This window comes from Breznakia sp. PF5-3, from assembly GCF_029504745.1.
GTDB lineage: Bacteria > Bacillota_I > Bacilli_A > Erysipelotrichales > Erysipelotrichaceae > Breznakia.
This window is the reverse complement of record NZ_JAQFIQ010000002.1, coordinates 31789-55740: the sequence shown is the minus strand read 5'-3', so window position 1 is coordinate 55740 and position 23952 is coordinate 31789. Positions and strand designations below refer to the sequence as shown.

Sequence of the window (23952 nt, the reverse complement as noted above, 5' to 3'; positions counted from 1 at the left end):
CAGTTGTTTATTTTAAATAGCGTCAACTGTTTTTGGGATTATTTTAATGGATCTGGCAACATGATATTCTTTACTTCTGTAAGTGCATCCTCATAGCATTGAGTAAAGTAACGAATTGTTAGAATCACTGGTGGAATGGAATCAAATAAATCCATAACAAAGCTATTCTCACTATAAGCTTTCACAAATGGTTCCAATTTAAATAATTCTTCCATAATCTTTGAATCTACTTTCTTCGACATTGTTTCTTCCACAACTACATCACTATTATCAAAACGTTTTTGCCATTTATACGGTATCGTCATAATGATATCTCCACCAAAGAATTCTGAATAGTGTAAATGATGACGATAATATGCAGTAAGGATACGTGTTTTAAATCCACGTTCTTTGTATACCTCAGCAACTTTCTTACAGATTGCAACCCCTGCCCAAGGAAGCGCACTTGGATGAACAACGATATTGTTTTTCTCTGCGTAGTCTTTTAACCAATCTTCCTGCATTCCTAATAACACAGCACACACAGGATTCAACATCGTATTGTCTTTGCCTTCTGCTTCTCTACGCTTCATCCCTCGCTCAATTGCTTCTGCAACAGCAACTGCTTGATCTACACTAAAGCAGATTGTTGCCATGACACTGATTCCTTTATACGTTGCTTCTTCCATTGCTTTGATACCGGCAGTTGTAGCTGGTATTTTCACTTGCATATTTGCACCTAAAGCATCAACTTCTTCAGCCATTTCAATCATACGTTCTGCATTACGATATTCTAAAATGGATGTTTGAATAGAGAAACGTCCTTTTTGAGGTTGTCCTGCTTCCCAAATTGGCAACATTACCTTACTACGTTCTTTTCCCATTGCCAATGTCCATTTCCACATAATTTCAAATTCATTATCATTAGGGTTATCAGCAATTATCTTTTCAACATTTGCTTGTTGATCTTCATTAAGCATCATCCTTGATACCCATGTTGGACTTGTAGTAACCCCTACACTGCCTAAAGCAATTGCTGCTTTATGGTCTTCTACATGAAATGAATCCACCCATATATCTGTCTTAGGAAACGTTTCAATCACTTGTTTTATTTTATTCATAAATAGCCTCCATGTCTCTTACAGTTCCAATATACAAAAATCCAAAATAATTGTCTACACATAATTATTTTTCCCAATATTTATTACTTTTTACAAGAAATAAACTATGATATCCAATTTATTATAGATATATCCCAACTTTATAAGAAATTGATTTCACCAAAATATATTAAATATTTTTATAAGATAAAAAAAAAGAGCTCACGCTCATTTACTATTTAATTTATCAATTAAACCAAGGACATGTTTTTTCGAATTTCGAAAACTCATAAAACTTAGAATTGCGAAAATACCCGATACAATCGCTAGAATTAAAGCAATCCATTTCACAATATCACGAACTATATCAGGGACTGATAGAAAACTATCCTCCATACCGCTAAAACCCCAATATGTAAGCATCGCCATAATAATGCATAGACCAAAACTTTTTCTTGACCATCCGCCAATTTTTTTCGTCATAACATTTTTCATTTGGATTTCATTCCTTAATATTTCTCGTTCTTTCTTATTCATAAAATAACCTCCTTGATGAAATAAAAATCATCCCCATTTGGGAGATAGGGATGATACATTCAGTTTTTATTAATAACTTAATTTTGGATCGAAGAATCCAAAGAATACTCCAATAAATGCCAAGATTACCATTAGCAACATTACTTTAATTGGACTAACTGCTTTCTTCGCCATTAGCCACCATGCTCCTAATACGAATAACATAGTTAAGATTCCTGGGAATGCTCCATCTAACTTATCTTGCAATAAGATTGGGTTTCCGTCTCCATCTTTTGTCAATTCGATTGCTGTTGTAATGTTTACCCATGATGCAGCCATTGCCCCTACAATTACTTGTCCTAGTACAATTACTGACTCACGGAATGCTGTCGCTTGTTCTCCTACGATTACTTCTACTGCTGATCCACCTAATTCATATCCTTTGAAGTAGATAAATCTCATGAACCATAAGATTGTTACGTTCCATACTACGATATAGAATAATGGTCCTAATACTGAACCACCTTCTGCAAATCCTAATGCGATCCCTAACAATACTGGAATGTATGTTCCTACGATCAGTGAATCCCCAATCCCTGCTAATGGTCCCATTAGTCCGGCACGAATACCATTGATCATTTCGTCATCAATTTCTTCTGCTCCGTTTGCTCTCGCTTCTTCTAACCCTGCTGTAATCCCTACTACGATTGCCCCAATTTGAGGTTCTGTATTAAAGAATGGGTAGTAAGTTTGTAATTTTTGTTGTTGTTCTTCTTTTGTTTCATATAATTCTTGGATGATTGGTAACATTGACCACATGTATCCAAATGTTTGCATATGCTCATGTGAGAAACATGTTAAGTTTCCATAATACCAGCGCCAGAAAGAACTATTTAATGATTTTTTACTTATCTTTTTCATAATTAAATGTCCTCCTCGTCATCGACTGCTACAGTACCAGCCTTTGCTTTTACCATTGTAATTTGGTAGTTGATAAGTGCGAACACTCCACCAACAGCTGTTGCTGCCAATAGTGTTAATCCCATTGACTTAGCAAGTGCAAATCCTGCTGCAAAGTATACTAAATCTGAAGTTTTTGTTACTACTGATTTCAATAGGATTGCAATTCCCACCGCTGGTAATAATGATCCCACTGTAAATAGTGATTTCATATACCAACTATCCATTGGCAATGCTTCCTTGAAATCTGCAATTGCATCTGCTCCATAATATACGATAAACATAACTGGTAAGAATGAAATAACGAAGTGAGAAATCAAAGGTAACACAACTTCTACTTTACCTAAAATTTTGAAATCTCCTTTATCCAATCTAGCCCATCCAATGTGTTGCCAAATAAGATTCATCATCGCTGTTCCATAGAATTGAACTGTACCGACAGTACCTACGGCAGCCCCAATTGCTCCCGCAAATGCTGATGCCTCTGATCCTCCCATGTCCCATCCTTGAGACTTAGCCATTGCCCAGGCTAACGGGATACCAATATACGATACGGCACGTAAGTCCGCTGCAACTGTTCCACCAGGTGTAACAAGTGCGATGTAGATAATTTGCATTGGAACTGCAATTTGAATACATCCTTCAACGTCTCCTAAGATTAATCCTACGAACAGTGATGCAATTAATGGTCTATTCAATGTATAGTTACCAATTGATGTACCTAATGCTGCAATAGTAGAAGCAGCTAGCACACCCATTAATGCTAATAGACCAGCTTGTACCCAACTAATCATAAACTCATCTCCTTTTCTTAAATTTTTAAATTTAATATATCCTTATTTGAACCTGATTTCCCAAATACCAGCAGTTCAAATATAGACCAATGTTGGTTTGATACTTTTTAGTATCCGAATTTAGATCTAAATTTTGGCCAAGATCCAATTGCCGTTTCTTCTAACAATGCGAAGTATACATCATACCCTGCATTTGTCATCTTTTCACATGCTTCTGCTTCTTCTTTTGTAATCGATTGGTTTTGTCCCAACTTAACCGCTCCTGGGCGATCGTTACATGGTCCAATTACCACTCTTTTCACATCACTTGGTTTGAATCCATCATCTACTAAGATTCTTGCCATATCTACTGGATTTTTCGTGATTAAGAAATATTTCTTATCACTATCCAACACTTTTTGATTTTTTTGCTTCCATTCTTCATATGTCCAAATAAATACTTTTTTATCTGTTGATGCTTGGAACGATTGTTTTAAAATTGGTGTACTAGCAGCTTTATCATTCACTGCAACAATTCCATCACAAGGAAATTCCTTTGACCAACGGGTTACGATTTGACCGTGGATGATACGGTCATCTACTCTCACAAAACTAATCATCTTTAAAGTCCTCCTATTGATAATTAAATATCATCATCTGAATCTTCAACAGGAGCTTCAAAAATACACAATCCTGTTTTACCTTCAGATAATAAACTTTCTTTAAGAATATCGCCATCCATGTTGTCTTTCATCAAAACTGCTGAAACTGCAAGTGGCATATTCATTCCTGCAAATACAGTTGTTTTCTCCATCATTCCTTTTTCATCAAGTACTCCTAAAGCACTAGTAAATGGAGATCCGCTCAAAATATCTGCAAGTAAAATAATTTCATCTTCTGCTTTGATTGGTTCTATCAAAGCTTTAAAATTTTCAATAAACTCTGGCGTACCCATACCATCTTTCAGGCTTGTACTCAATACATCTTCTCTCTCACCTGTCATCATGTTCACTGCCGTATGCAACCCTGGTGCAAACTCACCATGGCTTACCATTACTACATATTTCATCACTAAATAGCCTCATCTTTCTTCATTATATTTGTTCTTTTTTGTACCATCTATTTGTGGTCTCGATTATTAACTTAAGCCTACTATATTTACACATTTTTTTCAACCGGTTTACGACAATTATTCGTATTTATCACACAATCATCACATAATTAAGACATGAAAATATTCTTATAAATTGCATAATAACCCCATTAATAAAGGATTATTTCAATATCCTATAAAAACAATAGCATATTTCACTCAAAAAAACTTGTTACAAATGTAACCAAAAAAATTACATTTGTCATGGGTGAAATCGTACATAATGTAATCGCTTACATTGCGACTGTAAATATAAGGCTTTATAAAGCCCTATATCAATCTTTTACGTAGCTCCTTAAAACTCTACAATTTCCTTTCACTTTATAAGTATCACAAGCTGCTGGAATAAATAAACTATCTGTATAATCATTCTTTATACTTTGCTTATTATATTCAATTTCTCCACCACCATGTACAAAAGTAAGTGTGTTGAAGCTACCATTAGTTTGTAAATCTATCTCTCCAACAACATCAATTACTTCAACTATATAATCATCACAATCAATAAGCGTTTTCGTTTTAGTAGTTTCATTATTTTCAAGTGGTGTATGAATAACTGATGATTGAAGTTTTAAATCTACAACATCAAAACTTTTATCTAAATGCAATTCTCTTCCATTACCAGAAGCATCTTTACGACCATAATCATAAAAACGATATGTTGTATTTGAATTCGTCCCAACTTCAATCGCTAAAATTCCACCACCAAGTGCATGTAACATACCAGCATTGATATGAATAAAATCACCAGCTTTAATATCATGATACACTAAATACTCTTCTAAATTTTCATCATTGATCGCTTTCTTAATTACGTCTACATCCGTTGTTTTTGTACCTGCAACCAATGTTGCACCAGGTTGTGCATCTAAAACATACCAACTCTCTGTTTTACCATAATCGTTATCATGCTTTTTAGCATACTCTGTATAAGGGTGTACTTGAATTGATAAATCTCCTTGAGCATCTAAAAATGCACATCTTAAGATTTTTTCTTTGGATACATTACCAAGCATCGCTTTTGGATAATCCACTAGTAGGTCTTGTAATGTTTTTCCTTTATACTCTCCATTTAAAATTTCATTTTGACAATATGGATGAGCACTCACTTCCCAACTTGTTCCATAAGTTGTAGCATCAACACCACGAATTTTGGTAAGTTTATCACCAGCCCAAATCGTTTCATCATAAATAGGTTTTAATTTTAAAGGATACATAGAACTACCTCACTTTAATTTTATTATACTGAAAAACCTACCAAAGTCAATATAATGTTATAACATTATATTTATTTTTACTAAAGATTGAAAAAATAACGTAAACCTAACATCACTATAATGAATACAACGGGCACAGCTATTAAAATTAAATACCCACGATTTACTTTTTTTTCTAGCTTTTTCCATCCTGCTTCATTAAAATAATAACGATCATCACCAGTCTTGTTGACAACCCCATCATTTATTAAATTTCCAATTGTATATCCAATTACAGCTGTTGTTAATTTTAAATTTTTAAAATAGTCTATAGTGATTGCTGATTCTGGATCTAAAGCATCGTGTCTTTTTAACACATCCATGACCATCTTTGCTGCTGTTTTACGATTACTGTTCTTATTTGCCATATTAAGCACCTCTTCTTATTTATACATTCTACCGTATTTTTCCATAAATGCACTATTTTTTTCAAATCCACCATCTACATTGGCACTTACAAACACTTCTACTTCATCTCCATAAGTTGCCAAAGCATTTGCACAAATAACGCTAATGGCGCCACAAATAAATGCGTTTGCAATAGAAGAAGTAGGATACATAGGAAGATTAATTCCATCAAAATAAGTTGCTGAATCACCAATTTCACCACAATTATCAATAACAATATCTGCTACTTCCATTAATCTTTTATCATGTATATTTCTTGGCTTACTATTCAACGAATGTTTCGTATTTGTAATCGCAATTACTTTCGCTCCTAATTGTTTTGCTTCTACTGCTAATTCAACTGGATATGCATTACGACCCGAATTTGATGCAATTAACACTACATCACCTTTTCCAATTTTATATAACTCCACTAAGATATGAGCATACCCACTAAGATTTTCAATATATGTACTCTTAGTTGGATGTTCATTTAAAGTTAATTCTGTTGTCATAATTGGAACAACAAAAGCCAATCCTCCAGCACGTCCATAAAATTCTTCTGCAACACTATGTGAATGTCCACTACCAGTTACATAAAAAGTATTTCCATTATGATGTGCTTCTGCAATCATCTTTCCTGCTGCCTCTAATTGCTCTGCTTGTGTATTGTGAATTTCATTCACTACCCCTAAGCCAATATCAAAGGTTTGATCTACTAATTTACTCATCTTTTTTACTCCTCTCAAATTAAATCGAAATGTTTACATGCATGATATACACCATCATCTTCTGATGTTTCTGTTACATAATCGCTATTTGTTTTTACTTCTGGTTTAGCGTTCCCCATCGCAACCCCTGTACCAACAAATTCCAACATCTGCAAATCATTATAATTATCCCCAAAAGCAATAACTTCATCTGCGCTTAAACCAAGTTCTTCACAGATTTTTTTCACACCGTCTGCTTTGCTATAGTCTTTCGCATGAATATCGTAATGTTCTTCACTAAAAGAATCAAAGGCTAGGTGAGGATATTTTTTACGATACTCTTCTATATGATTAGGATTAATTTGACAAACCCCACCAAACGGTAAACTCTTCAAATGACGACTTTTGGTATTACGTTCATCAACCAATACATCCAAGCGTCCAATCCATTTACTTATCATACTAGTAATGCGTTTATTTCCATGATATCCATATGCTGCATCATCAAATTGAAACATCAACGCATCGTCATATGCCATAAAATCTTTAATTAAACTTTCAACATCCTTTAAATCCATTGGATTACGATATACTTCATGAAACTCACTATCCGCTACATAAGCTCCATTTACACAAACATAGTAGTCAAACTTTGCATAAGTATTCAAGTCACCATGAATAAAAAACGGTGGTCTACCACTTGCAATTGCTATTTTTATCCCATTTTTCTGTAAAGCATGTAACGTTTCTATAATTCTCTTGCTAGGCTCTCGCTTCCCTTCTGGAATCAAGGTACCATCAACATCAAAAACTGCTAATTTAATCATGATTTCTCCTCTTCTAATAATATATTAATCGCTTGTGAAACGCTATCTACAACACGTCCATAAGCTTTGATTTCAGGTTTTGCACTTGCCATGACAAACGCATGTTTAGGAAACATTTTAAACATTGGAATATCATTTTCTCCATCTCCAATTACGGCTACTTCATCAGCATTTAGTCGATGATGCTCCAATAGTTTCTGAATAGCTGTTCCTTTATGAATCCCTTTGGTTGTCATCTCTGCAAAATGATTTGCACTCATCGTAATTTCAAACTTATCACCATAACGCTCTCTTAGTATCTTACTCATGAAAGTAGGATCCTTTTCACGTGTATAAAAAGAGGCTTTGATAACTTTATCTTGTGGATTTTTCAAATATTCTAAAATATCAATCTCACTAACATGACCCACCTGTGCCATGAAGCTTTTCGTATCACACCAAAAATTGTCTTTTGGCACTTTCTTATGAAAGTAAAAATTACAATGATCATCCGCAATGAAAGGGTAGGTTTCTTCTAAATAGTAATCACCAACATATTTCATCATTTCATAAACATCTTCTGTATTCATATTCATTTCATATATCTTCTTACCAGTAGCCAAAATACTACCACCATTATTTCCAATATAATCCATATCAAACTCTAATACTGGATGGATGTAGTGATGATAGATCCCTACATCTCTACCGGTTACAATTCCAAAACGTACAGTTGTTTCATGCAAACGATGAATTGCTTCAATATCAGTATCTTTCATCTGCATCTTTTCATCCATCAACGTACCATCAAGATCACTTAAAAAAAGCTTTATCATCTGCGTGATTTCCTCTTCTTGCGATATGCATTAAAATGTTCCTTTACTAATTCTCCAAACTTATGGGGAATTTGCAACTTATCCGCACTCGTTGTCAAACGAATTTCATAACGTTTAATAATACCTTTGACTGGATCAACTCCATTGATACTACGATAACGATAATACGTTTCCTCATAAAAGAAACCATCATCATCAAAAACAATTATTCTTCTCGTAATAAACTCAATATAGAAAGAAAGTATATACATTATCAAAAATCCATAGGCTGCAATCATAAGCAAATCTTGTTTGTGATTCACTTCATATACGATACCAAAAATCGCAATTGCTACAACAATACCATATGCTAAAACCCAAATTGCATAATCACGAATCAATTCTGTGTTTTTCCTTTTTTCCAATAAATGTTGTTTCCGTGCTTTTGAACACACAATAAACTTGCGAATACTCCCATATACTAAATACACTCCATATACAACAATTGCAGCCAACGCAAGCATCCTAATGATTTCTGAATTCATACAATACCTCTTTTCTTTATTCAAACAATTTACTTATATTATACCGCAAATATTATAAAATTATATCCTTTTATAAACGATACCTAAAGCAATTGAAATAAAACCTGACAGCCCAATAATCATAAGCGTTGTATCCACACTAAATAGAGTTGTCAGTAACCCCGCTAAGATTGGTGTAATAAGTGCAGAAACACCAATATATATAGCACTTGCAATGGTTTGACCAGTAGCACGCATATGCGCTGGACTTGCATCATCAACAAGCGTTTTTGAGGTAATCATAATGAGTGGATATGTAACACATTGAAGCAGTGCTACGGCTATCATAAGTTCTGGTGTTTGAACAATTGCATACCCAATAAAGCGAACAATATACATAAAGGTACCAAACATCATAATTCGATAGTCACCAAATTTTTTCAGTAGATATCCACCAGCAAAAAACAATGGTAATTCTGTAAATGCCTGAATGGACCACCTAGCTCCAATCATTCCCTCACCAGCACCAAGGGCAAGCATTTTATCAACTACAGTATACATATCTGCTGTTGCGATAATATTGATTACCAAAAAAATCAAAACAATGAGTACATATTTCTTATCCGTTAATAACGTTTTTATATCACTCGCTGTAATACCTACACTTTTTTCATGTTTCTTAGCATCTTGCATAAAGAATGTAAGACCAATATTAAAAACCGTCATAACTGCAAAAATAATTCCTAAAGAACCATATCCCCACTTCTCAATCGCCATTGCGCCAAGAGGACTTCCAATCATCCATCCAATGGCTCCAAAAGCACGAATTGCTCCATAGTTTCGCATACAATGATTATCGGTTTCTAAACACCACGTATCCTGTACTGCCATTACAGTTCTAGCAATCCCTCCAACTAAGGAAATAAATATTAAATGCAAAAAGAAAATCTTATCTGTAACACTGTACATTACATAGGTCACAACAACAAAAATAATCAACAGAATATTATAAAACTTTTTATCACTTTGATACTTATCACAAAGGTAACCAATAAAAAACTGTGCTACAATTGCAACGATTGCTGTCCCAGATAAAATAATTCCTCTTTCGAGTACATCATATCCAACATAGGATAAGAAGGTTTGCATATACGCATATGGTATTGCAAACGAGATAAAAGAAATAAAATACAATACAAACATCATTCCCATATTTTTCGTGATTTTCATAAAGCTTGGCCTCCCTTACACACGAAAACCATATCTATTGATATGGTGTTTCTCATATTACTTATACTGCCTTCTTTCATTTTGATTCATAATTCCCTCTACTTGCTATTTTCGTAACTTGCCATAAACATATCTACATCACCTGTAATTTCAAGAAGCCCAAATTGATCTGGCACAAATATAGTTTCTCCTTTTCTTACTACTACATCATTAATTTTTGCTTCACCTTCTACAATCGTATAAAAAGCAAACCTTTGATGTTGATGATATCCATGTTCTTTGACACGAATACGTTTCAATGTATACAATCCTGGTTCATCCCAATACGATGTTACAAGACAACCATCTTGTTCTATTTCAGGATAATGAACAAACCCTTTTGACTTATCAGGAATGTTTACATTTTTAATAACTTCTTCTACTTGTAGATCTCTTGTCTTACCCGTTGCTGGGTCAAGACGATCATAATCATAAACCCGTAGTGTACAATCTGCATTACGAGAGATATTATACGTCAATACATCTTTTCCAATTGCATGAATCGTACCACAAGGAATATCAATATAATCATCTACAACTACATCAATATACTTAATCAACGAATCAAATTCTTTATTTCCAACTTTTTGTTCAAACTCATCTCGTGTCTTTGCTGTATGTCCAAACGCAATATATCCATCTTCTGGAGCATCCAAAATAACCCAAGCCTCTGGTTTTCCACGGCCTCCATTATAAGAGCGTGCAAAGGCATCATCTGGATGAAGCTGAATTGATAAATCTGCTTCTGGATCTAAAATATTAACTCGAATAGGTAACTCATTTGTATCACATTTAAACCATTCTGGATATGTAATATATAAATCTGAAAGCGTCATACACGTATCTTTTACTAAACAATCAGCATGATTTTTTAATGCTACAACATTGTATACTTCTCCAACTGGATAAATATCACTCTGATAATTGAAATTCTCTAACATCCTTTTCCCACCCCACATTCGAGGTTCAAAGAAAGGAAATATTTTCAATATTTTCTTTTCCATAACACTATTCCATATTGGCATGTCTGCCATACATCGTAACGGCATCCATCCCACGAAGGTCCATTAACATCATAATTGCAACATCCAAAAAGATACCTTCTGATTGTTCAAATAATGATGCCATAGGTTGACGTGAAATAATTTGATCTTCTTTCGCCACCTTTGGCGATGCTGTATTGATTTCAATTACCACATCAGCAATATTACCAATAGAAGAATCTACATTTGTGGTAATCAAAGCAATTTTTGCTCCCATCTCTTTTGCCTTTTGAGCATGATTTACCAATGATTTTGTTTCCCCAGAACCACTACAAATCACAAGCAATCCATCTGCTTTGATATTTGGGGTTACCGTTTCTCCAACAACATAACTTTTAAATCCCATGTGCATTAAACGCATTGCAAATCCTTTTACTTGAAAGCCACTTCTCCCTGCACCTGCACAAAACACTTCACCAGCTTCATTTATAAGTGAAACAAACTTTTCTGCTGCAGCAACAGAAATGCTACCAAGTGTTTGCGATAATTCGTCTACTACCAGCTTTCCATACTCTTGATTATTCATATAGCATCTCCTTATTTCATATGTTCTTTGATTGCTTTCGCCATTGCAATTCGATCTTTAGCATTTGAAATTGCACCACCAACAACAATAACGCCAGCTCCCTCAGCAACGATTTCATCAATTGTTTCCAATTTTACGCCACCAGCTACTGCTGATTTCGCATTGGTAATATTCTGATTAATAACCACCAATTCATCAAGTGGGTTCTTTCCTGTTTCTTGTATATCAAATGCTGTATGACAACAAATATAATCAACTCCCATAGCATCCATTTGTTGGGTTCTTTTTGCCATATCTGCCACACATATCATATCCATCATAACTTTTCCATTATACTTTTTCGCAGCCTTTAAAGCCCCTTCAATTGTCGCATCATTTGTTACTCCAAGTACGGTAACAATATCCGCTCCTGCTTTAAAAGCTCCCTCTGCTTCATATTCACCAGCATCCATAATCTTCGTATCTGCTAATACTTCCAATTGTGGATAACGTTCCTTGAATATTTTAACTGGTTTATTTCCTTCTTCTAATAAAAAGGGAGTTCCTACCTCAATAATATCTACATAGTCTTTTACTTCATCTAACAACATAATACATTCTTCAATTGTTAGTGTATCCAATGCAATTTGTAATTTCATCTTATTCGCTCCTTACACTAATAATTTTTTTAATACCACTTACTTGTTTTAATTTTTTGGCATCATCTTCATCTGTAACTAAATAATCATAATCTGAAAATTTACCAAAAATATACGTTGAAGTTTTATTAAATTTTGAAGCATCACACACTACGATATTCACATCACTAGAACTAACAATCGTCTTGCGTATTTCTGCTTCTTCCAAAGAAAATGTTGTAAACCCATTCATATCCTTAAATCCATCACTACCCATAATTGCTGTATCAATGTGAATCGTTTTAATAACATCAATTGCATAGATACCTACTAATGCTTTTCCACGTTTTTGAAGCATCCCACCACAAACAATCACATTATGAGAACTATCTGCCACAATATTGGCAATCGTTATAGAGTTTGTAAGAACCGTTAAATTTCGTTTTACACGTAAAAGCTTAGCAATTTGGATACATGTGCTTCCTGGATCCAAATAAATCAATGAATTATCTTCAATCAAATCCAAAGCCGCTCGAGCAATCTTTTTCTTTGCATCCAAATTTTCTTGTAATTTCACATCAATTGGTAATTGAAAATATTCATTAATGACTGAAGCTCCTCCATGAGACTTACTAATTACCCCCATCATATCTAGATAATGTAAGTCTTTACGAATCGTCTCCGTTGAAACATTTAACTGTTTCGCTAACTCCTTTACTTTTACCTGACCTTCACTAATCACAATTTTAGTTATTTCATCACGACGTTTTCTTGTTTTTTGTGACATACAACATTCCTTTCTCCCTTATCATAAGATTTTATTGGCTTTTTTCAACTTTATTCTACCATTTTTCCCAAACAAAAGCACAAAAAGTTGGTTTTTTAAGTTTATCCTTTTCTTTTCCCAACTTTTTTCAAATCTTTTATATTATTTCCCACTAAATACTATTTTCACTGCGATTAATAATTGCATCTTGTGTTTCACTCATCAATGAAACAAACTGTGCGCAATACCCTGCTACACGTACAATCAAATCTGTATACTTCTCAGGATTTTGTTGCGCTTTGCGTAACGTTGTTGAATCGATGATATTAAATTGATTATGATATATTTCTTTTTTCCTACTCACCTTTAAAAAGGCAATAAACTTTTCTAAATTAGCGCCTTCTAAAGATTCTGGTGTAAAACGCATATTCAATAGCTGACCTGCTGCAATTCTTTCATTTGGCAATTTAGCCACTGAATTAATAACCGCCGTAGGTCCTTTTATATCTGTTCCCTCCGTTGGTGAACATCCTTCATTCAATGGACTTCTAGCAAATCTGCCATCTGGTGTGGCACCGACATCTAAACCATTTGGTACATAAGATGTGATATTGGACGTTGACATAGTGTATCCACTAATATCTGGTCCCATATCTGAACAATTCGTCTTATAATCAGGTAAAAGTTCTAAATATGAATTGAAAACATCAATAACAATATCATCTACATAATCCTCATCATTACCAAATTTTGCTACTTGAGTAACCATTTGGTGAATACGTTTTGATTCTAACGATTCCCAATTATCTTTCATTGCATCTTTCAATGCTTGTAATGTTATTTTCTTTTCTTCAAAGACCAGCTTTTTAAGAACTGCTAAAGAATTTCCAACCACACTAGGTCCTATATTAGATTGTGATACAATATCATATTTCGCACCACCTAATTTAAGAATTTTTCCTTTTTCTAAGCAATCATCAATTAGGCTAGAGGCAAACGGATCAGCGTCATATTTTGCTAATGATTGATCACAAACATGATCACACGCAACTGCTAAATCGGTGTAATATTTTAATAATTTCTTCCAACCTGTCCATACATCATCATAGGTTTCAAAGCAAGACTCCATTGTCTCTTTCTCATTACCTAAGGTAATTAAACGCAACTTTGAATCAGGATCATAGCCATTGTTTAATAAAATTTCTAATACTTTTCCCCAGTTTACATAGGTCATACCCGTTGCTCGATGTCCGTATTTACCAGGAATTCCAGTCTCTACACAACCTATTGCTACATAATCTAAAGCATCTTCATGTGGTATACCAAGTCCTTCTTTGGCTTTAACAATCACTTCATCATTAAACATACTTGGCATTCCACACCCCGTACGAATCAATTTCGCTGCTAAACGAAGCAAGTCATCTGGTGTGTCATTATTGTAACGCATAGAGAAATTTGGTTCTGCTAAAGAAGTTAAATTCATAGCTTCTATTGCCAAATAAGATAATGCATTAGTTCCATCTTTTCCATCACGACGATATCCACCAATCATCAAATTCGAATATAATGGATACCCTTGTGAAAACTTTGTATGTCCATATGGACGAACTTTATTTAATGAACTATTCATTAAAAACATATGCGTAATAAGTTCCAATGCTTTATCATCATTTAACTTACCACTTGCTACGTCAGCTTCATAAAATGGATAAATATATTGGTCAAATCTACCATAACAAAAGGAATGCCCGTTGCTTTCAATCATTTGTAAGACATGTATCAAATATACAGATTCTACAGCTTCATAAAAACCATTAGCTTTTCGTTCCAACAAATGTTCACACATATCTGCAATCTTATAGAGTTCCGCTTTACGTTTCTCATCATTACATGTTTTCGCCATATCCACAGCTAACAATCCATAACGTTTAATCCAACGTAAAGAAGCGTTCAAAGTAATAATTACAGCATTATAAAATGCTATTTTCTCTTTATCTTTACAAACTTCAAGCTTTGTTTGAGCTTCTTCAATCAATCCCAAAAAGCCAACTTCTAAGACTTTTTCGTGCTTAGGCACAATATGCCCATCTCCACTCATCGAGATACCACCACGATGTAATACACCTTGCTTTTCAGCCAAGAAATTTTCTTCAGGCAAATTCTTCTTCACTTCGTCTTCATGAGTATGAGAATGCCAATAATCATGAATACTCCGTAAATCCTTTTTTGTTTGCTCATCAATGGTAAAGACATCACCTTTACGTAAAGCAAACGCATCCAATTCATCAATTACCCAATCAATAGAATATTCTGGAAAAATTGGTGCTGCAAAGTTTCGAGAAGCTTGATTCCCAAAAATCAAACTATCTTCTTCTATATAGATACTCATAAGGTCCAATGTATGTGCAAATGCTTTCGCCTTACGAATAATATAAGGTTCTGTTTCACTTTTTTGAAAACTTTCTGTATACAACAAAGCACGTTCACTACAAATAGACGCTTTTCGCTTTTCCATTTTATGTTGCAACCGAGCAATTCTTGCTTCATCAATACAATCACTTTTAACTTGGTACTCTAACATTTTTTTCATAAGTCAAATCTCCACTATCTCTCATCTTAATTCTATATAGTTATTCTAAAACTAGCAATCTATTTGCCTTGTTAAAAAAGTGCATACCTGCACTTTTAATAAACGTCTTTTGTCTCTTTACTCCCATCGACACCTAAAACAACTGGTGTTGAACGATAACCAATACCCATACGGTCAATCCCCATATCAATTAGTTGAAGGAAATGCTCTCTTGTACGAATACATCCACTTCCTTTTACTTTTGCTTTACCATCAACTGCATCAAACATTACTTTGATAACTTCAACACTTGCTCCTTGTGCATCATGTCCAGTCAAGAACCCTGTGCTTGTTTTCACAAAATCAGCCCCAGCTTCAACAGCACATTCACAAGCTTTTTTAACTTCATCCATTGTCAACGCATCTGTTTCGAAGATAACTTTCATTTCAACATTATATTTATGACAAACATCTGCTACCGCTTTAATGTCTGCTGTTACTTCATCCCACATTCCACTGCGAATCCAACCAAAGTTAGATACAATATCCAACTCTAAAATATCATCCGCAAACTTACTTAAAATAAGTTCTGCTTGTGCTACTTTAGATTCTGTAGTACTTGTTCCAAATGGGAAGTCACAAACTGGACAAACTTTTGTATCCGTTCCTTTACACATTTTCGCTGCCGTTTCAACATTTACAGGATTTACACATACTGTTGCACATCCATAATCAATTCCTTCTTGGATATATTTTTTCGCTTCTTCAACAGTAAATTCAGGTTTTAATACTGATTGATCAATATAGCGAGCCAATTCCTTTTGACTCATTTCAATTGCTTTTTTTGCAGGTTTCACAAATCGTACCTCCTCTTTCTAATTACAGTATAAGCAAACAAAAAAAGAATGTCAATAAAAACGTTCAAAAACTTTCATTAACATTCAAAAACTATCTTATTCAACAACTGTAATATATGTTGGTTTCTTGCGATTCGAATCATAATCATCCATAATCACACTATCAAATCGTTTAATATCACTAAACTTATAAAACCCTCTTAAATCCATCTTTGTGGAATCGACTAACAAATAAGACTTCAGTGCTTGGTTCATTGCAGCTTTTTTAATTTGCGCACTATCCATCTCGGCAGTATAAGCGATATTCTCGCTGATATCAATTCCAGCACAACCGATAAAAGCATAATCAAAATTAAACATCTCCAAGGTTTGCAAAGCTATAGATCCTACCGTCATATGCAAATTAGGTAAATAATGACCACCAATATTAATCAACTCGATTGTACTTCCTTGTTTGGTAACAACAAAGTGATTATTGGTCACGATTTTCACACGTTTCCCCTCAAGATAATCTATTAAATACATTAATGTCGTTCCACCATCAATAAAAATACACTCTCCATCTTGAACCATTTGTGCACAATAGCGACAAATCTTTTGTTTTCCTTCAATATTAATTTGACTCTTTTGTTGCATTGACATTTCTTTACTATCCGTAAGGGTTGTTCCCAAGCTAACCTTAACAGCCCCTCCATGAACTCGCTTTAACTTATTTTGTTTTTCCAATTCTTCAAAATCACGACGAATCGTTGATTCAGAAGCATTCAATTGTTCACAAACGGTTTTTAAAGTAACCACCCCTTCACGATCAAGTTGATCTAAAATAAATATAAATCTTTCACTAGCAAGCATAAAATACCTCTTTTCAATATATTGACAGTATAGCACAAATAAAAATAAATCTATCATTTTCATTCAAAAAAAGAGCACCATAGTTTTCACTATCGTACTCTTATCTAATTATAGGACTTTATTCCTCATCTTCTAAGTCTTCTAATATTTCCTCTAACATTTCTTTTGCATCATCTTCAACATGTGCTAATAATTTAGTCGCATTCTCTTTGGCAAATTTCGCATCTTTGTAACCCCAATCCTGAAGCATATCAATTAAAAACCATCCTGCTTTTTCTTCGTCGATAGATTCTGCCACATTCTTTACGTTATCATCATTAATTCCACATTGACGAAGGAATGTAGTCACCAATACATGACAACCATTATAACCTTGATCATAATATACTGAACCATTAAAGTCATCAAACGTTGTTAGAAAATCATATCCACTTGGATCACTCAACACTAGTATCGCCATAGCCAAGAAATCTGGCCTTCTTCCAATAATGGAATCATCATCTTCCATCTCGGATTCCTCTAAAACATTGATATTTTCAGCTGAAACCTTTACATACTCACGAACAAGATCACGCAATTCAGGATATTTTAATGCTGCTGTAAAGAAGCGATTACTATCAACTTTTAATATCGGATTTTCATCAGAAGGACGTTCATAAATAAGCGTATATTCATCAACACTAGAAGTTAGTTCAAAACTGAAACGAGCTGGGAATCCATCTTTGATAATTTGAATAAAATATTCAATTGCGGTTTTATAAGCTTGTTCTTCTTCTTTTAAAATAACACATTTAACATATCCTCGATTATTAAATCCTTCTTCAAAATAATCTTCACGACCATCTTCATTATATGCAGCCTTTAATTCTACAAATTCATCTTTGTATGTGCTGAATACATCTTCTTCATCCATCTCTTCTTCTTGATCAATTTCATACGTAGTTTCTTCGTATGTTTCCTCTTCTACAACTTCTATTTTCTCCAACAATTTTTCCAACATTGCGGCAAATTTCTGAGAGCTCTTTTGATAAGATGCAGTTAAATTATTTTTAATCATATCTGCCGCAAACGCAATATAATCTACATCTTCAGGTGTAAAAGAAGCTGTAATTTTTTTCCTTAAATTAGCTATTCCTTTACGCTCCAACAATCTTTTCATTTCTCTTTCTAAATGATGTGCCATACTGCCTAACATAGAATCACCAAAATGAACTCCATATTGGGTTGTAGCATATTGCTTCATAAACAACAACATACGTGCCCAATCATAATCAAAGATATTAATATAAATAGATTTGAACACCTCTAACATATTCGAATATGGTTGTACTCTTTCCCCCTCAGGTTCTATCATACTATCATGCATCTTTTGAAGCGTTTCTATCCACTCTTCACTGTTATCTCTAAGAATGTTTTGTGTGTATTTTGCTTTCTCCCAATAACTTTCAGATTCATCTTGCTCACCAACAAGTAGTGTAATATTTACAATCGGCAAATACAAATCTCCTTCATTCTCTTCAACCAAGGGTTGATAATATGTTACAAGCGAATGAAATAAGTTTGTTTTTTCTTCTTCACTTACCGCTTCAAGATCATATTCTTTTTCAAAGTCTGCAGAAAACTTAAATTGTTCTCCACGGTGACTTACATGATAAGACCAATTATATGCCCTTTCTTTCACGTATACCTTTTTCTCTGATACGCTAATCTCAATAAATGCTATCGCCTTACCATCCTTACTCCAATTTGGAAGTGGCTTATCTTTTGTTCGACGACTGGTTTTAAAGACATCTTCTCTTTCACGAACATATTCACTTGCATACATTTCATGATTTTCACTTATTATATTATAAACCGCTTCAGCAAAAGGAACATCTTTTATCTCTACTTCAGTAATAACATCTTTAGGATTAAAACCTAACTTTTTATAAAGCTTGGTAATAGGAATAAACTCTTCATCCTTTACCAATGGAAAATCCCAAGTAGCTCTTGATCCAAAAACAAACTTTTTTATTTCTTCATTAAAGAAATATAGCTTTTCACAATCTTCTAATGTTATTGTGGAATCATCTAATAATGATTCATAGAATTCTTCCAATTGCCATTTGTGACTAGGATATGAATAATATAACCCTGAACTACCGCCATCTGAGTTTTTAATACGTTCAAAATACACTTTAAGATTCTTTATGTCCATTTCTTTCCATAGCCATAAAAATTCCCAGTGTGCTGGATTATCTTTCATTCTTTTCCACTCACTATAATCTTTTGTTTCAATACATTTTCCAACATACTCTCTAACTTGCTTTCTTCTTGCTTCTGCTACTAAAGGAACTTCCCCTCCATAATATCCGCTTTCTTCACCAAACATACGTACAGTAACAATCAAATATGCACTATAGAAACCATTAAATTTCTCGTTATCAATCCGCTCTTGGAACCAAGCCATAATTTTAGGACCAATGACGTTTTTTAAATTCTCTTCTGTTAGAATATGCATATAAAATTCAGAGAAATCCTTCATTATAGAAGATGACCATTTTTCATCTGTACCAAATTCAAGATAGTTTCGTATTCGTTTTTTATCTTTACTGCTCTGAATCGTAATTGTCAGTCTATTAATAAATCCTGTCCATGTTACATCATGATATTGAAGATGATAATCGCTTTTTCCTGATTCTTCATAAAACTTCCAAAATTTCTCTTGTAATTCCACTTCCATTTCTTCAAGAAAAGGAATCAACTCATTCATAAAATCATCTATTGTTGTCGTTGGTGACTCTGTATTTAATTCTTTAGCATCTTCATATCCATTTTTACGTTTTGTTGCTACCATTTTTTCAGCTGCCTTTTGCGCTGCTTCTTCACTATCAAATGCCTTTGTCTTAGATGTACCTACACTACCTAACTTTCCATAAGTAACCGTATAGCTATCTCCTTTTAATTCTAACTTCCAAAACTTATTCGCTCCTTCTTCTCTAGATTCTAAATAATATTTCATCCTTCACTCGTCCTTTCTATAATATATTATTTTTTTGCAAAGTTTTTGCGATAGCTTTCTTGGCAAGCCAAAAATCACGCTTATCACTTTGCATTTTTGATAATTCATCACACAACGCTTCATAGCCTTCAATGCGTCCTCCACGTTGCAGCACTTGAATCTTAGCAACCTTCCTCACCATTTCAACATAACAATTATCATTCGCTTCTAACTGTTGTATCTTATAGTCTGCGGCAGGAAATGTCCCATAGATAATGCAATACATCAACTCATCTAAAAGCTCTTCCGCTTCTTTGTATTCGCTATCATATTTTCGAGGTGTTGCTTGCTTTTTCAGATGCCGTAATCGTAATGTTTCAATTTCCTCTTCACTTGTAGGTTTTGTTGTTTTATACTCTATAACCGCATCAACAAAATTCATATATCCATATAAAATAGTTGGCTTATTTTTTCCATTGAATATAATGGTTGCAGCATTAGCACCCATATGCGTAGTATCAACTACCCATTTACCATTTGATACAAAATCTGCTCCACAAGTCCACACTGTACGACAACGTTTTCCCATTCTTGTATGGTTTTCATATCCTATCTCAACTGCTGTTCTATTAAAGTAATCAAGAATTTCAATATCATCTTGAATTGAATTAATATAGAAAACAGCATCCAAATCTTTTCTTTCATACATATCATCAAAATTGACTTTTGCTTTTTTTGCTTCACTCATCGTCATAAGTACAACACCTTTTTCTTCAAACGTTAATTCCACTTGTTTCGAAGCATCTATATGGTTTTCTACCTCATCCAAATTATCATCTCTACGATATCCTTTAAGTTGAATAATTGGTTTTATATCTTCATAATCATCATACTGTTTAATACACTCCAAATAATAATTATAAAATTCAATTAATCCACCTCTAGTTTGAATATCATCACTATTATTGATATATTTTTTTATCTTGTTCAAAGCTTCCACTCCATCATCTGCATAACTACTGTTATATAGAATGGTTCTTACAGCTGTAGTAAAGTAAGATTGCTTTTCCCTATCATCAACCTCCCATTTGTGGATATCACGCATTATATATTTAGCAAACTCCTTATTAGCTAAAAGATCTGTTGGAATACTATAATCATAATCTTGCCCATTTGCCATACATAAAGCAAAAATAGCTGGAGCAATTTCTGGTATAAGTCCATAATGTTTAATAAGTGCATTAGGAAGCACTGCATGTAGGTTTGAATGATCACCATCTACCATATGTGCATAATGAATTACCACCGGCATATATTCTGCCCCACAAAAGGCTAATGCTGTGGCTGCAAAAGTACCTGGTACCGTGTTTTCTTCAGCATCAAGATCTGGATACCATTCATATTTTTTTAACGCCAAATAAGCATAACGTTCCACTTTTGAACGTAATTTAGGATATTGTGCTGCTCTTGCGAAAAAGGCATGTGTATCATTAAATGGATATGTTATACCATATGAAGTTTTAAGCGTTCCCACCTGTTTAATTGCCATTGGTTCATGAAGGAATCGTACACAAAAATATTGCCCAATCTTGCCATATCCTTTACTTAATAAATGATTTACAAAATCTAAAGTTTCACTATATGCTGCTTCTCCCTCATTCAAAAAGCGAACCATAATTCTTCCATCTTCATCTGCACGAACAACAACATTTTCTGTTTCTAAAAAGGTATCTTTGATTTGCGACCCTTTACCAAATAAAACATAATCGTTATCAATATCCTCTGTACTTACTGCATTGTTATTTGACGTAGACATCAATGCACGATTATTTTTCTCTCTAAAGCTAATAAGCTTACGAAGCTTGTTTGTAACTTCAGGTGACGTTCTTTTCCTTGCTTTATCGACATATCTTGATCTCGCCTCTTTGAAGTGTCCTCTATCACAATACGAAGTAACCATAGCTTCTACCCAAGCATCGCTTGCTGTACGCTTATGCGCTTCCATACTCATAATATTCTCAGCACTATCACTTACACTTGAATCTGGTGATTTCATATATCGAGATACTAAACTTACAATCCTGTCCTCATCATATTTCATATAAATACCAGCTTTACATTCTTCTACAACGTCAGAAAGCAATTCAATATTTTCTTCCCAATCATCACTAATTTCTAAATGTTCTAAGCGTTTTAATAATTCATCTCTTTCTTCTGACGGTATTTCTCTGTACAACAATTCGGTTTTTGTTTCACATTCTTCAATCGTACACGTATAGCGGAAAAGCCCTTCAAAAATGTTATCATCCCACAGTTTTTCAACTGCCTTTGTTAGTTCTTCTTTTATCATTTCAATAAAAAACTTCACTGAAACACCATGTAAGTTTAAAGTTGTATAAATACCTGAAAATCCAGATAAAGATGTCCCTAAAACGCCCACGTACAAATGATTCTTTTTAAATGCAATAGATATTCCATATGCTCCTTCAACAAATTTTTGTTCTTTTATTATTTGATCAAGTTTATTTATATCTTTCGCATTAAATGCAGTATGATTTTTAGCGTAATCACATACACCCTTAATCGTATTTTCAATGATTGAAACATTACTTTCACAAAGTTCTTTAACAACTGATAACATCTGTTCTTTTGCTTCACCAAAAGCTTTTGTATCTTTTAAACATGTATAATATTTTTCTAAAACATCCACATGAATATCTTTTTGAGAAATAAGTGCCAAAAATTGATCAAATGGCAGATTTAGTAAATCATACAACCATTCCACAAGCATAAAACTTCCTAATTGTAAGGTTGGTGTATAAGATGCTTTATTTTCAAATATCTGTTTTACTGCTGATTTTAAAACCTTATCTGAAAACCCTACAATTTCATAAACCAATTTCGCTTCTTCATATTCACCTTTTTGGCAAAGTGTTAAAAACAACCGTTCTCGATCTATTTTAGACTTTATAAAATTATGATTCATATGAGCAAGCATTAAATCTTCCAGCTTTTTCATCCCATCTTCAGTTTCTACTTTTTCTTTCTTTTCTTTTTGACTTGTTGAAGATTTGCTTGTTCCCATACGCATATTGGATAGTTTAAATTCTTCTTCCAACTCTTCATCATGCCAGGCTTTTATTTTGTCATCATCTTTTAAAGGCAAGGGAATCTTTTCAGGTTTCTCTATAATTACCTTTTTCGTTTCTTTAGGCTTCTTTTTTAATTCCATTGTCATTTCAGGTTCTGCATCCACATATCCCTTTTTGCGTTTTGCAGCCACTAATTTCATGGCATCTTTTTCAGCCTTTTCTGCACTTTCAAATGTCTTCACTTTCGAAGTACCCGCACTACCTATCTTTCCATAAGTAAGTGTATAACTATTCTCTTCTAACTCTAACTTCCAAAACTTATTTGATCCTTCTTCTTTGAATTCTAAATAATAATACATTTTTATTTTTCCTTTCTAGAGTATGTATAATCATATATAGGTC

The 23952-nt window shown here is 33.7% G+C and carries 22 protein-coding genes; all 22 read right to left on the bottom strand.

What is annotated here, in order from left to right:
• Nucleotides 1–38: 38 nt before the first annotated feature.
• The 22 genes from M2475_RS00870 to M2475_RS00765 all read right to left on the bottom strand — a co-directional run bounded on the left by M2475_RS00870 (nt 39) and on the right by M2475_RS00765 (nt 23909).
• Nucleotides 39–1100 carry a transaldolase family protein gene (locus tag M2475_RS00870; protein WP_277488989.1) on the bottom strand — a complete coding sequence of 354 codons (1062 nt, stop codon included), beginning with the start codon at nt 1098–1100 and terminating at the stop codon, nt 39–41.
• A 207-nt stretch (nt 1101–1307) separates the two neighbouring features.
• Entirely contained in the window at nt 1308–1616 is a 309-nt protein-coding gene (locus M2475_RS00865) for a hypothetical protein (RefSeq protein WP_277488987.1), read from the bottom strand.
• Between the two features lie 69 nt (nt 1617–1685).
• A complete protein-coding gene (locus M2475_RS00860; protein ID WP_277488985.1) occupies nt 1686–2516 on the bottom strand; it encodes a PTS system mannose/fructose/sorbose family transporter subunit IID in 831 nt (276 codons plus the stop codon).
• Between the two features lie 2 nt (nt 2517–2518).
• On the bottom strand, nt 2519–3349 hold the full coding sequence (locus tag M2475_RS00855; RefSeq protein WP_277488983.1) for a PTS sugar transporter subunit IIC: 831 nt from the start codon (nt 3347–3349) through the stop codon (nt 2519–2521).
• Between the two features lie 107 nt (nt 3350–3456).
• The gene (locus M2475_RS00850; RefSeq protein WP_277488981.1) at nt 3457–3948 is read right to left on the bottom strand and encodes a PTS sugar transporter subunit IIB; all 492 of its coding nucleotides are present in this window, start codon (nt 3946–3948) and stop codon (nt 3457–3459) included.
• A gap of 23 nt (nt 3949–3971) precedes the next feature.
• Nucleotides 3972–4397, bottom strand: coding sequence for a PTS fructose transporter subunit IIA (locus M2475_RS00845; protein WP_277488979.1), 426 nt, complete (start codon nt 4395–4397; stop codon nt 3972–3974).
• A gap of 359 nt (nt 4398–4756) precedes the next feature.
• Complete coding sequence (locus M2475_RS00840; RefSeq protein WP_277488976.1) at nt 4757–5698, bottom strand: type I phosphomannose isomerase catalytic subunit; 942 nt, start codon at nt 5696–5698, stop codon at nt 4757–4759.
• A gap of 80 nt (nt 5699–5778) precedes the next feature.
• The gene (locus M2475_RS00835) at nt 5779–6105 is read right to left on the bottom strand and encodes a hypothetical protein (RefSeq protein WP_277488974.1); all 327 of its coding nucleotides are present in this window, start codon (nt 6103–6105) and stop codon (nt 5779–5781) included.
• Nucleotides 6106–6120: 15 nt separating this feature from the next.
• Nucleotides 6121–6855, bottom strand: a complete 735-nt coding sequence (locus M2475_RS00830; protein WP_277488971.1) for an SIS domain-containing protein — start codon at nt 6853–6855, stop codon at nt 6121–6123.
• Between the two features lie 14 nt (nt 6856–6869).
• Complete coding sequence (locus M2475_RS00825; RefSeq protein WP_277488969.1) at nt 6870–7661, bottom strand: HAD family hydrolase; 792 nt, start codon at nt 7659–7661, stop codon at nt 6870–6872.
• Entirely contained in the window at nt 7658–8476 is an 819-nt protein-coding gene (locus tag M2475_RS00820; RefSeq protein WP_277488967.1) for a Cof-type HAD-IIB family hydrolase, read from the bottom strand. The genes M2475_RS00825 and M2475_RS00820 overlap by 4 nt, the downstream gene beginning before the upstream one ends.
• Nucleotides 8473–9000 carry a DUF986 family protein gene (locus tag M2475_RS00815; RefSeq protein WP_277488965.1) on the bottom strand — a complete coding sequence of 176 codons (528 nt, stop codon included), beginning with the start codon at nt 8998–9000 and terminating at the stop codon, nt 8473–8475. The genes M2475_RS00820 and M2475_RS00815 overlap by 4 nt, the downstream gene beginning before the upstream one ends.
• A 60-nt stretch (nt 9001–9060) precedes the next feature.
• Complete coding sequence (locus M2475_RS00810) at nt 9061–10209, bottom strand: MFS transporter (RefSeq protein ID WP_277488963.1); 1149 nt, start codon at nt 10207–10209, stop codon at nt 9061–9063.
• Between the two features lie 98 nt (nt 10210–10307).
• Nucleotides 10308–11189 (bottom strand): class I mannose-6-phosphate isomerase, encoded by an 882-nt coding sequence (locus tag M2475_RS00805; protein WP_277488961.1) that lies wholly within the window; start codon nt 11187–11189, stop codon nt 10308–10310.
• Between the two features lie 67 nt (nt 11190–11256).
• Nucleotides 11257–11817 carry a 6-phospho-3-hexuloisomerase gene (gene hxlB / locus M2475_RS00800; RefSeq protein ID WP_277488959.1) on the bottom strand — a complete coding sequence of 187 codons (561 nt, stop codon included), beginning with the start codon at nt 11815–11817 and terminating at the stop codon, nt 11257–11259.
• 11 nt (nt 11818–11828) lie between these two features.
• Nucleotides 11829–12455, bottom strand: a complete 627-nt coding sequence (gene hxlA / locus M2475_RS00795) for a 3-hexulose-6-phosphate synthase (protein ID WP_277488957.1) — start codon at nt 12453–12455, stop codon at nt 11829–11831.
• Nucleotide 12456: 1 nt separating this feature from the next.
• Nucleotides 12457–13221: a DeoR/GlpR family DNA-binding transcription regulator gene (locus M2475_RS00790; protein ID WP_277488953.1), complete on the bottom strand. Its 765-nt coding sequence runs from the start codon at nt 13219–13221 to the stop codon at nt 12457–12459.
• Between the two features lie 151 nt (nt 13222–13372).
• Entirely contained in the window at nt 13373–15790 is a 2418-nt protein-coding gene (locus tag M2475_RS00785; RefSeq protein WP_277488951.1) for a formate C-acetyltransferase/glycerol dehydratase family glycyl radical enzyme, read from the bottom strand.
• A gap of 95 nt (nt 15791–15885) precedes the next feature.
• Nucleotides 15886–16626 (bottom strand): deoxyribose-phosphate aldolase, encoded by a 741-nt coding sequence (gene deoC / locus M2475_RS00780; protein ID WP_277488949.1) that lies wholly within the window; start codon nt 16624–16626, stop codon nt 15886–15888.
• A gap of 96 nt (nt 16627–16722) precedes the next feature.
• Entirely contained in the window at nt 16723–17478 is a 756-nt protein-coding gene (locus tag M2475_RS00775) for a DeoR/GlpR family DNA-binding transcription regulator (protein WP_277488947.1), read from the bottom strand.
• 118 nt (nt 17479–17596) lie between these two features.
• The gene (locus M2475_RS00770; RefSeq protein ID WP_277488944.1) at nt 17597–20479 is read right to left on the bottom strand and encodes a DUF6138 family protein; all 2883 of its coding nucleotides are present in this window, start codon (nt 20477–20479) and stop codon (nt 17597–17599) included.
• Nucleotides 20480–20495: 16 nt separating this feature from the next.
• Complete coding sequence (locus tag M2475_RS00765; protein ID WP_277488942.1) at nt 20496–23909, bottom strand: DUF6138 family protein; 3414 nt, start codon at nt 23907–23909, stop codon at nt 20496–20498.
• Nucleotides 23910–23952: the final 43 nt, after the last annotated feature.